We start from the raw sequence: 15,402 nt of genomic DNA on the forward strand, positions 1-15,402 counted from the left end.
CATCTTCATTGCGCTTTACGCGTGCTTCGCCGTTTCATCCACCAGCGGACGCCCGCGACAATCCCGATAACCAGCACCAGCCAGATGCCATGCTTGATATGCTGGTCAAGGCTGTGCAGCCACGGCGCTATCACTTCACCACCGATGTAGCCCAGAGTAGTAAATAACGATGCCCAGACAAACGCGCCAAGAATATTTAGCGGTAAAAAGATCTTCGGCGGCAGGTGACTGGCGCCAATCAGTAAGGGACCAATAACGCGAAAGCCGTACATAAAGCGCGTACCGACTACAAACAGGTAAGGACGTCGCTGGATTATCTTCTGTGCGTAATCAATTTTCGCCTGGTGGCGCGAGAAACGCTGCAAAATTTTGCCGCCAAAACGACGTCCGAGTAAATAAAGCAACTGATCGCCAATCATCCCGCCCAGCGCGACCGAGAGTACCACCAGGGGAAATTTCAGGACGCCCTGATGCGCCGCAACGCCGCCTAACAGGGTAATGGTTTCGCCTTCCGCCAGACTGCCGATGATTAACGCAGCATAGCCGTATTGCGCAACATAATGATTTATATCCATACGATTGTATGACCTCCACTGCTAATAGCATACACCCTATGATTATTTGATGCCGGAAAAGCCGCGTAGTAGCGCTTAAGGTCGCTCAGCTCTCCAATGCCTGATGGCGCTTCGCTTATCATGCCTACGCCTGAACAAACTTTTTACCCGGCGCTTCGGTATTTTTTCTGTGTACATAAAATAATCAAAAGCTGAATTATACTTGAAGTGTTGAGGTCCGGAGCTGACAACAAGGGGGCGGTATGAACCATGTCTGGGGGCTGTTTTCCCATCCCGATCGTGAAATGCACGTGATCAACAGCGAAAACGAAAGCGTTTCGCATCACTATACCCACCATGTACTGCTGATGGCGGCAATCCCGGTGGTTTGCGCGTTTATCGGTACTACACAAATCGGCTGGAATTTTGGCGATGGCAATATCCTGAAGCTATCTCTGTTGACCGGATTTGCGATGGCAATTCTGTTTTACGGGGTGATGCTGGCGGGCGTCGCCGTTATGGGGCGGGTTATCTGGTGGATGGCGCGTAATTACCCGCAGCGCCCGTCGCTGGCGCATTGTATGGTTTTTGCAGGATATGTCGCGACGCCGCTGTTTTTAAGCGGACTGGTCGCACTTTATCCGCTGGTCTGGCTGTGCGCATTGGTGGGGACCATCGCGTTGTTTTACACCGGCTATTTACTTTATCTCGGCATACCGACATTCCTGAATATCACACGCGAGGAAGGGTTAAGTTTTTCCAGTTCGACGCTGGCGATCGGTGTGTTGGTGCTGGAAGTTCTACTGGCTATTACGGTAATCCTGTGGGGTTACGGCTACCGATTATTCTGACGGATAAACCTGTCTGCGCTGCGTTGTTGACGTAAAAGTCAGCAACGCAGCATTTCGAGACGATTCTCCTGTGGCGGCAAACCTGCCGGATCGCTATGATGCCTGAGCTAGCTTGAGATAATACTTAGTCTCTGGCGGTGTGCGTTGTGACGTGCGTGAACCATTATCAGAAATCTCATCATGCTGAAATTCCGAGTTTCATTATTAAGCCTTGCCCTGGTGCTGGCCGTTCCTTTTGCACCCCAAGCCGTGGCGAAAACGGCAACTACCGCAGCGGCTTCTCAACCTGAGATAGCGTCCGGTAGCGCGATGATTGTTGATCTGAATACCAACAAAGTTATCTATTCGAACCACCCGGACCTTGTGCGTCCGATTGCGTCGATTACCAAATTAATGACCGCGATGGTGGTGCTTGATGCACGACTGCCGTTGGATGAGAAACTGAAAGTTGATATCAGTCAGACACCGGAAATGAAAGGCATCTACTCTCGTGTGCGACTGAACAGTGAAATTAGCCGTAAAGACATGCTGCTGCTGGCGCTGATGTCGTCAGAAAACCGTGCGGCAGCCAGTCTGGCGCATCATTACCCTGGCGGTTATAACGCGTTTATTAAAGCCATGAATGCCAAAGCGAAAGCGCTCGGCATGACTCAGACACGCTTTGTGGAACCAACCGGCTTATCGATTCATAACGTCTCGACAGCTCGTGATTTAACCAAGCTGCTGATCGCCAGCAAGCAGTATCCGCTGATTGGCCAGTTAAGCACTACGCGTGAAGATATGGCGACCTTTGCCAACCCGGCTTATACGCTGCCATTCCGTAACACCAACCATCTGGTATACCGCGATAACTGGAATATTCAGTTAACCAAAACCGGATTTACCAATGCGGCAGGCCACTGTCTGGTGATGCGCACCGTGATCAATAACAAACCGGTGGCGCTGGTGGTGATGGATGCGTTCGGTAAATATACCCACTTTGCCGATGCCAGCCGTTTACGCACCTGGATTGAAACCGGCAAGGTGATGCCGGTTCCGGCGGCAGCGCTGAGCTACAAAAAGCAAAAAGCGGCGCAGATGGCGGCGGCAGGTTCAGCTACGGGTGAGCAAACCGCGCAGAACGATTAAACCGTAGGCTGGCCAAGCGAAGCGCCCCCGGCAACGTGCCCGATGGCGCTTACGCTTATCGGGCCTACGATTCTTTCCAGAACTTTTGCTTACTCGTTTTACCAATACCCGGATTCATACTGTTGGTGGGGTCATTCTCGCGGTAAAAACGGGTTAATGTTTCCGGTGCTTTATACAGATGTCCGACGTTATGCTCTGCCGGATACTGTGCTCCGCGTTCGTGCAGAAGCTCCAGCATCTGCTCTTTCAGCGCATGTGCATCCACGCCTTTTTTCACGATGTAATCCTGATGGAATACATAGCACATAAAGTGACCGTAATAGAGCTTATGCACCAGTTGACTGTCGATTTCTGGCGGCAGATGCTCATACCATTCGGTGTCGTTACGACGCAGTGCGATATCCAGCGCCAGAATATCTTCTACTTCATCGGCATGTACGGCCTGATAACGAATTGCCGCGCCAGCCGCCGCAAAGCGATGCAAAAACGCCTTGCTGCCTTCTTCTGGGGTACAGGCAAAGAAGTCGCCTTCAGCGGTTTTGAAATATTCGCTGAGCCAGTTTTGCGCTTCAGCCACGCCGCCACCGGCCATTTTTAACAGCAGGTGATGCTCGTACTTATCGCGCCAGCTTTTCATGCGTGCAGGTAAGTGGCTGGGGAACAAATGACCAAATTTCTGCATTGCCCGGTCGGTGAAATGCGGACGGAAAATTTTCACTTTTTCCAGCATCGCATCGGTGCGACCTTTCAGGGTGAAAAAGAACGGCATTTTGTCGGTGCCGAGCTTGTCGATCATTAGAAACGTATCTTTGCCATATTGCTCGGCGATGTCGTAAATATCGCGGTGCATATATTCACCGGCGACCGGCAGGTGCTCAAATTTTGCCAGAATATGACGGCGGATTTCTGTCAGCACTTCAGGCTGATTAGTACCGATGTAAAAGACCTGCTGATTTTTTTCGGCTTCGAAGGTGTCCAGACGCACAGCGAAAACCGCGAGCTTACCTGCACAACCGGATGATTCAAACAAGCGATCCGGGTCGGCGTTATAGCGGGCGGGCGTGTCCGCCTCAATATCTCTGACGCGGGTGACATAGTCGTGATCGTGCGCGTGTCGCCCGTCGTGGCGGACATCGTCATCTTTAATCCGCTCGTCATCAAGTTTGCTCAGGATCTGTTCCGGGGTCTGGCCCAGCTCGATACCCAGATGGTTGACCAGCTGCAATTTACCTTGTTCGTCAATACGCGCAAACAGCGACATCTCGGTATATGCCGGGCCGCGCTGTACCAGCGATCCGCCGGAGTTGTTGCAAATGCCGCCAATTACCGAAGCGCCAATACAGGATGACCCGATCACAGAATGTGGCTCACGGCCAAACGGTTTGAGCGCCTTTTCCAGCGAATACAACGTTGTACCAGGATAAGCCAGCACTTGTTCGCCTTTGCCGATGACGTGCAGTTTATCCAGGCGCAGGGTGCTGATAATGACAATTTCGCGGTCGTAATCATTTCCGCTCGGCGTAGAGCCTTCGGTCAGGCCGGTATTGGCGGCCTGCATCAGGATAATTTTATCTGCGGCGACGCAAGCATTGAGAACGCGCCACAGCTCTAAAAGCGAGCCGGGGAACACGACGGCGAGCGCTTCGCCCTGGCCGGAGCGGAATCCCTTGCGATAGCGGGCTGTTTTAGCAGGTTCAGTGAGCAGGTGAGAATGACCAACCAGACGGGTCAGTTCATTCAGGAAAGCTTTATTATCTGTTGTAATGGAAGACATTCTCCACTCCTTGTGGTGGGACTCAATATCAGGAACAAGCATAGCGCTTTGTATGACAATACGCTTTCTCATTCATATTGTCTCTGGTTCGTCTTCTAATGATTTGCGCTGGTTTTGAAAATTAGGAGAATAACCTTAGCTTTCTTTATCGCTCCCGTTTAGTCTTACGGCAAACTGCGGTTTTTGTTATATTTTCGCTGCCTCGTCGGGAAAAAATAAAGAGAGAATCAACATGAAATGGCTATGTTCTGTAGGTGTCGCGGTGAGTCTGGCGTTGCAACCAGCGCAGGCGGACACGCTGTTTGGTAACCATCCTCTGACGCCAGAAGCGCGGGATGCATTCGTTACCGATTTACTTAAACAGATGACCGTGGATGAGAAAATTGGGCAACTACGCTTGATAAGCGTCGGGCCTGATAACCCGAAAGAAGCCATCCGCGAGATGATCAAAGACGGGCAGGTTGGGGCAATTTTTAACACCGTCACGCGCCAGGATATCCGCAAAATGCAGGATCAGGTGATGGAACTCAGCCGCCTGAAAATTCCTCTCTTTTTTGCCTACGACGTATTGCACGGCCAACGTACCGTGTTCCCGATAAGTCTCGGCCTGGCGTCCTCTTTTAATCTCGATGCGGTCAGAACCGTTGGCCGTATTTCCGCGTATGAAGCCGCCGACGATGGTCTGAATATGACCTGGGCGCCAATGGTCGATGTCTCTCGCGATCCGCGTTGGGGCCGTGCTTCAGAAGGTTTTGGTGAAGACACGTATTTAACGGCTACGATGGGTAAAACCATGGTTGAAGCGATGCAGGGTAAAAGCCCGGCGGATCGCTATTCGGTGATGACCAGCGTCAAGCACTTCGCCGCTTATGGCGCGGTTGAAGGTGGCAAGGAATATAACACCGTCGATATGAGCCCACAGCGTCTGTTCAACGACTATATGCCGCCGTATAAAGCCGGGCTGGACGCTGGTAGCGGTGCGGTAATGGTAGGACTTAATTCGCTAAACGGTACGCCTGCAACCTCAGATGCATGGCTGCTCAAAGACGTGCTGCGTGATGAATGGGGCTTTAAGGGTATTACCGTTTCCGATCACGGCGCGATTAAGGAACTGATTAAGCACGGTACTGCCTCCGATCCTGAAGATGCGGTGCGTGTGGCGATCAAGTCCGGCATTAATATGAGTATGAGCGATGAGTATTACAGCAAATATCTTCCGGGCTTGATTAAATCCGGCAAAGTGACGATGGCTGAGCTGGATGACGCCGCGCGCCACGTGCTGAACGTGAAATATGATATGGGGCTGTTTAACGACCCGTACAGTCATCTGGGGGCCAAAGAATCTGACCCACAGGACACCAACGCGGAAAGCCGTTTGCACCGTAAAGAGGCGCGTGAAGTAGCGCGAGAAAGCCTGGTGCTGCTGAAAAACCGTCTGGAAACGTTGCCGCTGAAAAAATCCGCCACCGTGGCAGTCGTCGGTCCGTTGGCCGACAGCAAGCGTGATGTGATGGGCAGTTGGTCCGCTGCCGGTGTTGCGGATCAGTCGGTAACGGTACTGACGGGGATTAAAAATGCCGTCGGCGATCAGGGCAAAGTGCTGTACGCCAAAGGGGCGAATATCACCAACGACAAAGGCATTGTCGATTTCCTCAATCTGTATGAAGAGGCGGTGAAGGTTGACCCGCGCTCGCCGCAGGCGATGATCGATGAAGCCGTGAACGCAGCGAAGCAGTCTGACGTGGTGGTTGCGGTAGTCGGCGAAGCGCAAGGTATGGCGCATGAAGCTTCCAGCCGCACCGATATCACTATTCCACAGAGTCAGCGTGACCTGATTGCCGCGCTGAAAGCCACCGGTAAACCTCTGGTTCTGGTACTGATGAACGGACGTCCGCTGGCGTTGGTTAAAGAAGATCAACAGGCCGATGCGATCCTCGAAACCTGGTTTGCCGGGACGGAAGGCGGTAACGCCATCGCCGATGTGCTGTTTGGTGATTACAACCCGTCAGGCAAGCTGCCGATGTCTTTCCCGCGCTCTGTCGGACAGATTCCGGTCTATTACAGCCATCTCAATACCGGTCGTCCGTATAACGCAGATAAGCCGAACAAGTACACGTCGCGCTACTTTGATGAAGCGAATGGTCCGTTGTATCCCTTTGGTTATGGCCTGAGCTACACCACGTTCACGGTTTCTGATGTGAAGCTCTCTTCTCCAACGATGAAGCGTGACGGGACCGTGACGGCCAGCGTGCAGGTAACCAACACCGGCAAGCGCGAAGGTGCGACGGTGATTCAGATGTATTTGCAGGACGTGACCGCTTCCATGAGTCGTCCGGTAAAACAGCTGAAAGGTTTTGAGAAAGTGAATCTTAAGCCGGGTGAAACCCAGACCGTCAGCTTCCCGATTGACATTGACGCGCTGAAGTTCTGGAATCAGCGTATGCAATACGATGCAGAACCGGGCAAGTTTAACGTTTTCATCGGCGTGGATTCCGCCAGAGTGAAGCAGGGCGAATTTGAACTGCTGTAATTGATTAGCGAGTAAAGGCCGGGTTTCCGGCCTTTATCTTTAGACGTACGCGCCGCGTCTGCTTCTTATTTCTCATCACGTTATTGCTAACGAATCCCTCTCTTACTCCCCAATTGCCAGGTTAAGCCCTGATTTTTCGACTATGCTTTTTCCTCAAGTCTCTGAAAAGGGCCGCAAAAGGATGAGGAGTACAGCATGATAATCTCAAAAGTATCGGTGGGTTCGCTGGCGCTGTTAGCTGCGATAAGCCTACCCTTACAGGCCGCGTCACCCGTCACGGTCGGTTCAAAAATAGATACCGAAGGGGCGCTGCTCGGCAACATTATTTTGCAGGTGCTCGAAAGCCATGGCGTGAAAACCGTCAATAAAATACAGCTTGGTACCACCCCAGTGGTGCGTGGGGCAATCACCTCCGGTGAGCTGGATATTTATCCGGAATATACCGGTAATGGCGCATTCTTTTTTAAAGATGAAAATGATCCCGCGTGGAAAAATGCGCAGGCTGGATTCGACAAAGTGAAAAAGCTGGATGCAGAGCAAAATAAGCTGGTCTGGCTAACCCCTGCACCCGCCAACAACACCTGGACTATTGCAGTACGCCAGGATGTCGCGCAAAAGAACAAACTTGAGTCCCTTGCTGATTTAGGCCGTTACCTGAAGGACGGAGGAACGTTCAAACTTGCCGCCTCTGCGGAATTCATCGAACGGGCTGACGCGCTGCCAGCGTTTGAAAAAGCCTATGATTTCAAACTGAATCAAAATCAGCTGTTGTCGCTGGCTGGGGGGGATACCGCGGTAACGATTAAAGCGGCGGCGCAGCAGACTTCTGGAGTCAATGCGGCGATGGCTTATGGCACCGATGGCCCGGTTGCGGCGCTCGGTCTGCAAACTTTAAGCGATCCAAAAGGTGTCCAGCCCATTTATGCGCCAGCACCCGTCGTACGTGAATCTGTGCTGAAAGACTATCCGCAAATGGGAGAGTGGCTACAGCCGGTTTTTGCCAGTCTGGATGAAAAAACGTTGCAGCAGCTGAATGCCAGTATTGCCGTGGAGGGGCTGGATGCGAAAAAAGTCGCAGCAGATTACCTGAAGCAAAAAGGATGGGTGAAGTAACGGCGTTTGCAGCGGGTGGGTGTTTTGTCGAATATTTCAGTCAATCGGGTGCTGTTGTTGCTGGTGCTTCTTACTTTCGCGGCGGCAGCGCTGCCTTTCATTAGCTATGCCCCTAATCGTCTGGTGTCCGGCGAAGGTCGTCAACTCTGGGATATCAGCTCCGACACGGCATGGGGATTGGCGGTGGCCTGTTTGCTGCTGTGTCTTCTGAGCGTTGTACCGGGAAGGTCCGGTAATATATTGGCGCTTATCGTTTGCCAACTGTTGGTGATCGCCGCGCTGGTAACCGCAGGTACAACGGCAACGTATCTGGCGAAGACGGGGAGTCCGCTGGCCAGAACCAGTCTGGGCAGTGGATTCTGGTTGGGCGTGGGGCTGATGCTGCTGGCCGCCAGTGACGCTATTCGTCGCATCACCGTTCAGGCACTGTGGCGTTGGGCGCTGCATGCTCAAATATTCATTGTGCCGCTGGTGCTTTTGTCCTCCGGCACGTTTAACGATCTTTCTCTGCTTAAAGAATATGCCAACCGCCAGGATGTCTTCAACGACGCGCTGGCGCAGCATCTGACAATTCTGTTCGCTACCGTGGTGCCCGCGCTGCTTATTGGTGTGCCACTGGGCATCTGGTGTGCTTTCTCTGTCACCCGTCAGGGGCCGGTATTTGCACTACTCAACATCATCCAGACCATTCCCTCCGTCGCGCTGTTTGGCCTGTTAATTGCGCCGCTTGCCGGGTTGGTGAAGCACTTTCCTTTATTGGGCAAGTTCGGCGTCGCGGGAACCGGTATGACGCCTGCGCTTATTGCGTTGGTGCTGTATGCGTTGTTACCGCTGGTACGTGGCGTTGTGGCTGGGATGAATCAGGTACCGCGGGATGTACTGGAAAGCGCTCGAGCAATGGGAATGAACACTTTCCAGCGATTTGTCTCGGTGCAGTTCCCGCTGGCATTGCCGGTCTTCTTACGCAGTTTACGGGTAGTGATGGTGCAAACCGTGGGAATGGCGGTGATTGCTGCGCTGATTGGAGCAGGGGGATTTGGCGCGCTGGTCTTTCAGGGATTGCTCAGTAGCGCCGTCGATTTAGTGCTGTTGGGCGTGATCCCAGTCGTTGTGCTGGCAGTGTTGATTGATGCGCTGTTTGATTTAGGTCTCGCGCTGCTAAAGGTATCGAATAATGATTGAATTTCGCCACGTCAGTAAAACCTATGGTCAGCAAAAAGCCGTTGATGACCTTAACCTGCAGTTAGGGGAGGGCAGCTTTTCGGTGCTAATCGGCACGTCAGGTTCGGGGAAGTCCACCACGCTAAAGATGATCAATCGGCTGGTTGAACACGACAGCGGGCAGATCCGCTTTGCCGGAGAAGAAATTCGTAGCCTGCCGGTGCTGGAGCTACGACGGCGCATGGGGTACGCGATTCAGTCTATTGGCTTGTTTCCCCACTGGACCGTCGCGCAGAACATCGCCACCGTACCGCAACTGCAAAAGTGGTCGCGCTCACGTATTGATGACCGAACAGATGAACTGATGGCGCTGCTGGGTCTTGAGGAAAGTTTGCGCCACCGTTATCCGCATCAGCTTTCCGGCGGACAGCAGCAGCGGGTCGGGGTTGCGCGTGCGTTGGCGGCGGATCCGCAGGTGCTATTGATGGATGAGCCTTTTGGCGCGCTGGACCCGGTCACCCGCGGTGCGCTGCAGCAGGAGATGACGCGTATTCACCGTCTGCTCGGGCGTACCATTGTGTTAGTGACGCATGATATCGACGAGGCGCTAAGACTGGCGGAACATTTGGTGCTGATGGATGCAGGAAAGGTCGTGCAGCAAGGCACGCCGCTGTCGATGCTCACTGCGCCAGCGAATGATTTCGTACAAACCTTTTTTGGCCGCAGTGAACTGGGCGTACGTCTGTTGTCGCTGCGTACGGTAGGCGATTTTATCCGTCGAGGAGAACACTCAGACGGCGAGCCGCTGGTGGATGAGATGACGCTTCGTGATGCGTTATCGGTGTTCGTGGCGCGCGGTTGCGACGTTTTACCGGTCGTGACGCTGCAGGGGTTACCCTGCGGAACGCTCCATTTTCGCGATTTGCTTTCGGAGATGCCGACCCGTGAAACGTCTTGCTGATCCACTGCTGTGGCTTGTTGCGTTGTTTCTGATCCTGTTGGTTGGATTGCCTCACAGTCAGACCCTGTTTAGTTCGCTGTTTCCTGAGCTGCCACGTCCCGTGTATCAGCAGGAAAGTTTTACAGCGTTGGCGCTGGCCCATTTTACACTGGTGGGGATCTCAAGCCTTATCGCCGTATTGATTGGCGTTGGGGCGGGAATTGCGGTAACCCGACCCTGGGGCGCGGAATTCAGGCCGATAGTGGAAACCATTGCCGCCATGGGGCAGACCTTTCCGCCAGTTGCGGTGTTGGCGATCGCTGTACCAGTGATGGGATTTGGTCCTGAACCGGCAATTATTGCGCTGATCTTGTATGGGGTATTACCGATCTTGCAGGCAACCCTGGCGGGACTTGGCGGCATTTCTTCCAGCGTGATGGATATCGCCAGTGGAATGGGCATGAGTCAGGGGCAGCGGCTGCGTAAAGTAGAGTTACCGCTGGCGGCCCCGGTTATTCTGGCCGGGATTCGCACGTCGGTGATTATTAATATAGGCACTGCAACCATCGCCTCAACCGTTGGAGCGAACACGCTGGGTACGCCGATTATTATCGGGCTGAGTGGGTTCAATACCGCCTATGTAATTCAGGGGGCGCTGTTGGTCGCGCTGGCAGCGGTAATTGTTGACCGCGGTTTTGAGAAATTAGCGAGACATCTTACCCGGCACGTAAAATAAAGGTATAACCTGCCAGCATGACACCGCCGATACCGCCGATGGCCATCAGCAGGAAGAGGGTAATGACACCGATTTTAGCTGCGCTCATTATGCACTCCTTATGTGAATTCAAGGATTGTACACGTTTGTTAATAGAATATTAAATACCGAGTGGATAAATATCGTGACCCAACGCGCGCCATTCATTCAGCTGTTGTTGCTGAGCGGGCGTTTGGTTCTCGCCGCACCAGACAAGCAAGGTGCGACCTTCAAACAGCTCCGGTCGCAGTTGGTTCAGCGAATGGGCAAGGACGTCAATGCGCCACCCCTGCTGGCTGGCGACCCAACCTTCCAGCCATAAGCGGGTCGTATCCTGAATGTTCCAGCCAACCACCAGAGCATCTTTGCCCTGTTTCTTGCGTGCTGAGGCAAGACAAATCGCGATGTAGTTGATCAGTACGCCGTCGAGGATCCCCAGTAACGCCTGGAGGATCGGCTGCTGACATTGCAGACGTCGGCGTAACGGAATGAATAAATGGGTGTTGAGCGTTTGTGCGGGATAATCCTGACCACGCTCTTTAATCCACAGTCTGAGGCTATGCAGATTATTACTTTGCAAATAGCTCAACAGCGTCTCTTGTTGTTCACGCCAACCGTTATGCACATCAATGCTCTCATTGCTGAGCAACATTTTAACCTTGCTGACCTGGACACCGTTGTTGATCCAGCGTTTTATCTCACGGATCCGATCGATATCCGCGTCGTTAAACAGGCGATGTCCGCCGTCTGTCCGTTGCGGTTTCAGTAATCCGTAACGCCTCTGCCACGCGCGTAAAGTGACAGGGTTGATATCACAAAGCAAAGCCACTTCACCTATTGTGTAAAGCGCCATCGTCGTCTCACTTATGCTTGCGAGGTCCCAGTTTTACTTTAGACGCTCTTTTGCGAACCAGGTAGTTTTGTCTGTTTTTTGATCAATAAATGGGTGAGTTTGTAGTCATGCTCGCGCTTTCGAGTGATCGTTCTCACAAATTCCTTTTTTTTTGCAACACTTCAAAGAAAGTTACGCGCAGCCCATGTATGTTACGCGCTTTTAAGAGATGTGTGGTTGGCGGGTATGTACGAGTTTAATCTGGTGTTGCTGCTGCTTCAGCAGATGTGCGTGTTTCTCGTTATCGCGTGGCTCATGAGCAAAACGCGTTTGTTTATTCCGCTGATGCAGGTGACTATCCGGCTGCCGCACAAACTGCTTTGCTACGTTACCTTTTCCATTTTCTGCATTTTGGGCACCTATTTCGGGCTGCACATTGATGACTCCATTGCGAATACTCGCGCTATTGGTGCGGTAATGGGCGGGCTGCTTGGCGGCCCTGTGGTTGGCGGCTTAGTCGGTCTGACCGGTGGTTTACATCGTTATTCAATGGGCGGAATGACGGCGCTTAGCTGCATGATCTCGACCATTGTGGAAGGGTTGCTCGGCGGACTGGTGCACAGCGTGCTCACCCGTCGTGGTCGTACCGATAAAGTATTCAGCCCGCTGACGGCGGGCGCCATTACCTTTGTTGCTGAACTGGTGCAGATGTTGATCATCTTATTGATCGCCAGGCCGTTTGATGATGCCTATCGACTGGTCAGCAATATTGCCGCGCCTATGATGGTGACCAATACCGTCGGCGCCGCCTTATTTATGCGTATTTTGCTCGATAAACGGGCGATGTTTGAAAAATATACCTCCGCTTTTTCCGCCACCGCGCTCAAAGTTGCCGCTTCAACGGAAGGGATTTTGCGCCAGGGGTTCAACGAGGTTAACAGCATGAAGGTTGCTCAGGTGCTGTATGAAGAGCTGGATATCGGTGCGGTGGCGATTACCGATCGTGAGAAACTGCTGGCATTTACCGGTATTGGTGATGACCATCATCTGCCGGGCAAACCTATCTCTTCCTCGTACACCCAGCGGGCGATTGAAACCGGAGAGGTGGTTTATGCTGACGGCAATGAAGTCCCTTATCGCTGCTCTTTGCATCCGCAATGCAAATTAGGTTCGACGCTGGTGATCCCCTTGCGGGGTGAAAACCAGCGGGTGATGGGGACCATCAAACTGTATGAAGCCAAAAACCGTCTCTTTAGCTCAATCAACCGCACGCTGGGGGAAGGGATCGCCCAACTGCTTTCGGCGCAGATTCTGGCCGGACAGTATGAGCGGCAAAAAGCGATGCTCACGCAGTCGGAAATAAAACTCCTGCACGCCCAGGTCAATCCCCATTTTCTGTTTAATGCGCTCAACACCATCAAAGCTGTGATCCGACGTGATAGCGAGCAGGCCAGCCAACTGGTGCAGTATCTGTCGACGTTCTTTCGGAAAAATTTAAAACGCCCGTCGGAAATTGTGACGCTGGCCGATGAAATTGAACACGTTAATGCTTATCTGCAAATTGAAAAGGCACGGTTCCAATCGCGTCTTCAGGTGACCTTGACGGTGCCAGAAGAACTTTCGCATCAGCAATTACCCGCTTTTACTCTGCAACCCATCGTGGAGAATGCTATCAAACACGGTACTTCTCAGTTATTAGATACCGGTGAAGTATCGATTACCGCCCGTCGAGAAGGGCAATATCTGATGCTGGATATCGAAGACAATGCCGGGCTGTATCAGCCAACATCAGAAGCCAGTGGACTGGGTATGAATCTGGTCGATAAACGACTGCGCGAGCGGTTTGGCGATGATTTTGGCATTAGCGTAGCGTGTGAACCTGACCGCTTTACCCGAATCACTTTACGACTTCCTCTGGAGGAACTGGCATGATCAAAGTGCTAATTGTCGATGACGAACCGTTAGCCCGGGAGAATCTGCGGATCCTGTTGCAGGAGCAAAGCGACATCGAGATTGTCGGCGAATGTTCGAATGCGGTGGAAGCCATTGGCGCGGTACATAAATTGCGTCCGGATGTTCTGTTCCTTGATATTCAGATGCCGCGAATCAGCGGCCTGGAAATGGTTGGCATGCTTGATCCCGAGCATCGTCCGTACATTGTTTTTCTGACCGCCTTTGATGAGTATGCGGTGAAAGCCTTTGAAGAACATGCGTTTGATTATCTGCTCAAGCCGATCGAAGAAGCTCGGCTGGAAAAAACGCTGATCCGTTTGCGTCAGGAGCGCACGAAGCAGGATGTATCACTGCTGCCAGAAAATCAGCAGGCGCTGAAGTTTATTCCGTGCAGCGGTCACAGCCGAATTTATTTGTTGCAAATGGATGATGTGGCGTTTATCAGCAGCCGTATGAGTGGCGTATATGTGACCAGCAGTGATGGTAAAGAAGGCTTCACTGAGTTGACGCTCAGGACGCTGGAGAGCCGTACTCCTCTGCTGCGTTGTCATAGACAATATCTGGTAAATATGGCGCAATTGCAGGAGATCCGTCTGGAAGACAACGGCCAGGCGGAACTGATTTTGCGTAACGGGCTGACCGTTCCGGTGAGTCGTCGTTATCTTAAAAGTCTAAAAGAGGCGATTGGACTGTAAAACTGATACACTGCGCGCCATTGCATCACCGACAGTTGAAGGCTCTATGCTAAGTAACGATATTCTTCGTAGCCTGCGCTACACCCTGAAAGCGAACAATAACGACATGGTGCGTATTCTTGCGCTTGCTGACATGGAATCCATCTCCGCAAATTTCGATACCTGGACGACAAAAGAAGATGAAGACGGGTTTGTTCGCTGCCCGGATATCATTCTCTCCGGTTTTTTAAACGGTCTGATTTATCATCTGCGTGGTAAAGATGATTCTGCACCGGAACTGGCGCTTGAGCGTCGTGTTAACAATAATACGGTGCTGAAAAAACTGCGTATCGCTTTTTCACTGAAAACCGATGATATTCTGGCAATTATGACCGAGCAGAAATTCCGTGTGTCGATGCCGGAAATTACCGCCATGATGCGCGCGCCGGACCATAAGAATTATCGCGAATGCGGCGATCAGTTCCTGCGTTATTTCCTGCGTGGTTTAACGTCGCGAGAGCATAAAAAGAAAGCGTAAAGCAGCGCTGGCGACCACGATCAACATCGGGTCGCCGAAGCTTTACTTCACTTCTTTAAAACCCGCCGATTCCATTACCGTTTGCATTTGCTTCATGCTGATGTTTTTATCGGCGTTTTCAGATAGTTTCATCCCTGAAATGGCCCGCAACGCTTTTATATCGACTTTTTCCATATCGATAGTGACATTCTCTTGCGCGTAGGTATCTGAATAGGTGAGTTTTTCTTCTATACCAGTAATGTTTTGATATTTGGCGCTTAATGCGTCGAATACTTTTGCTGCTTCTTCTTTATTGCTGGCACCGACTGACGCATAGCTGATTTTACTTTCAGAGATTTGCTTCAGGACCTTATCACCTTTATAGGTGTAAGAGACAGTGATATCCGAACCGTTGAGGTTGGCATTAAATGTTTTTGTCTCTACTTTATCACCGCATCCTGCCAGGGAAAAAAACACAACCGATACCACGGCGAGAGTGAAAAATTTATGTAACGCTTTCATGTAAAACTCCATTTCATGAATATCGGATGTTAAACAATAACCTCCACGAATCTGGTAAGCCCGGACTATCTTGATCCCAGAGCAGTATAGAATAAATCT

General features: G+C 51.9%; 15 protein-coding genes. 10 read left to right on the top strand and 5 right to left on the bottom strand.

Going from position 1 to position 15,402, the window contains the following annotated elements:
- Positions 1-5 precede the first annotated feature (5 nt).
- On the bottom strand, positions 6-575 hold the full coding sequence (locus OGV98_RS05770; protein WP_003027365.1) for a DedA family protein: 570 nt from the start codon (positions 573-575) through the stop codon (positions 6-8).
- A gap of 242 nt (positions 576-817) precedes the next feature.
- Between OGV98_RS05770 and OGV98_RS05775 the strand changes: the two genes are divergently transcribed.
- Both OGV98_RS05775 and pbpG read left to right on the top strand, forming a co-directional pair.
- Positions 818-1,405, top strand: coding sequence for a Yip1 family protein (locus OGV98_RS05775; RefSeq protein ID WP_003840142.1), 588 nt, complete (start codon positions 818-820; stop codon positions 1,403-1,405).
- A gap of 180 nt (positions 1,406-1,585) precedes the next feature.
- Positions 1,586-2,533, top strand: coding sequence for a D-alanyl-D-alanine endopeptidase (gene pbpG / locus OGV98_RS05780; protein ID WP_003027363.1), 948 nt, complete (start codon positions 1,586-1,588; stop codon positions 2,531-2,533).
- A 64-nt stretch (positions 2,534-2,597) separates the two neighbouring features.
- Here the strand turns inward: pbpG and dld are convergent, their stop codons facing one another.
- Positions 2,598-4,307 carry a D-lactate dehydrogenase gene (gene dld / locus OGV98_RS05785; protein WP_003027361.1) on the bottom strand — a complete coding sequence of 570 codons (1,710 nt, stop codon included), beginning with the start codon at positions 4,305-4,307 and terminating at the stop codon, positions 2,598-2,600.
- A 232-nt stretch (positions 4,308-4,539) separates the two neighbouring features.
- Between dld and bglX the strand changes: the two genes are divergently transcribed.
- The 5 genes from bglX to OGV98_RS05810 all read left to right on the top strand — a co-directional run bounded on the left by bglX (position 4,540) and on the right by OGV98_RS05810 (position 10,787).
- The gene (bglX, locus tag OGV98_RS05790) at positions 4,540-6,837 is read left to right on the top strand and encodes a beta-glucosidase BglX (protein WP_049015356.1); all 2,298 of its coding nucleotides are present in this window, start codon (positions 4,540-4,542) and stop codon (positions 6,835-6,837) included.
- 195 nt (positions 6,838-7,032) lie between these two features.
- Positions 7,033-7,950, top strand: a complete 918-nt coding sequence (gene osmF / locus OGV98_RS05795; protein ID WP_003840148.1) for a glycine betaine ABC transporter substrate-binding protein OsmF — start codon at positions 7,033-7,035, stop codon at positions 7,948-7,950.
- A 15-nt stretch (positions 7,951-7,965) separates the two neighbouring features.
- Positions 7,966-9,132, top strand: a complete 1,167-nt coding sequence (locus OGV98_RS05800; RefSeq protein ID WP_121540239.1) for an ABC transporter permease — start codon at positions 7,966-7,968, stop codon at positions 9,130-9,132.
- Positions 9,125-10,072 (top strand): ABC transporter ATP-binding protein, encoded by a 948-nt coding sequence (locus OGV98_RS05805; RefSeq protein WP_049002963.1) that lies wholly within the window; start codon positions 9,125-9,127, stop codon positions 10,070-10,072. The genes OGV98_RS05800 and OGV98_RS05805 overlap by 8 nt, the downstream gene beginning before the upstream one ends.
- Positions 10,056-10,787: an ABC transporter permease gene (locus tag OGV98_RS05810; RefSeq protein ID WP_202581160.1), complete on the top strand. Its 732-nt coding sequence runs from the start codon at positions 10,056-10,058 to the stop codon at positions 10,785-10,787. Before OGV98_RS05805 ends, OGV98_RS05810 begins: the two co-directional genes overlap by 17 nt.
- Here the strand turns inward: OGV98_RS05810 and OGV98_RS05815 are convergent.
- Both OGV98_RS05815 and mlrA read right to left on the bottom strand, forming a co-directional pair.
- Positions 10,768-10,875: a protein YohO gene (locus OGV98_RS05815; protein WP_003027354.1), complete on the bottom strand. Its 108-nt coding sequence runs from the start codon at positions 10,873-10,875 to the stop codon at positions 10,768-10,770. The genes OGV98_RS05810 and OGV98_RS05815 overlap by 20 nt on opposite strands.
- Positions 10,876-10,926: 51 nt before the next feature.
- Positions 10,927-11,658, bottom strand: a complete 732-nt coding sequence (gene mlrA / locus OGV98_RS05820; protein ID WP_003027351.1) for an HTH-type transcriptional regulator MlrA — start codon at positions 11,656-11,658, stop codon at positions 10,927-10,929.
- Between the two features lie 225 nt (positions 11,659-11,883).
- Here mlrA and OGV98_RS05825 point away from each other — a divergent pair, with 225 nt between their 5' ends.
- Genes OGV98_RS05825 through OGV98_RS05835 form a run of 3 tightly spaced genes read left to right on the top strand, consistent with a single transcriptional unit; the run spans position 11,884 to position 14,802 of the window.
- Positions 11,884-13,569, top strand: coding sequence for a sensor histidine kinase (locus OGV98_RS05825; RefSeq protein WP_003027348.1), 1,686 nt, complete (start codon positions 11,884-11,886; stop codon positions 13,567-13,569).
- Entirely contained in the window at positions 13,566-14,285 is a 720-nt protein-coding gene (gene btsR / locus OGV98_RS05830; RefSeq protein ID WP_003840155.1) for a two-component system response regulator BtsR, read from the top strand. Before OGV98_RS05825 ends, btsR begins: the two co-directional genes overlap by 4 nt.
- A 46-nt stretch (positions 14,286-14,331) precedes the next feature.
- Positions 14,332-14,802 (top strand): YehS family protein, encoded by a 471-nt coding sequence (locus tag OGV98_RS05835; RefSeq protein ID WP_003027346.1) that lies wholly within the window; start codon positions 14,332-14,334, stop codon positions 14,800-14,802.
- Positions 14,803-14,844: 42 nt separating this feature from the next.
- Here OGV98_RS05835 and OGV98_RS05840 read toward each other — a convergent pair whose 3' ends face one another.
- Positions 14,845-15,303, bottom strand: coding sequence for a YehR family lipoprotein (locus OGV98_RS05840; RefSeq protein ID WP_202581161.1), 459 nt, complete (start codon positions 15,301-15,303; stop codon positions 14,845-14,847).
- Positions 15,304-15,402: the final 99 nt, after the last annotated feature.

The sequence above is a fragment of the Citrobacter sp. Cf136 genome (assembly GCF_030333815.1).
Taxonomy (GTDB): domain Bacteria; phylum Pseudomonadota; class Gammaproteobacteria; order Enterobacterales; family Enterobacteriaceae; genus Citrobacter; species Citrobacter freundii.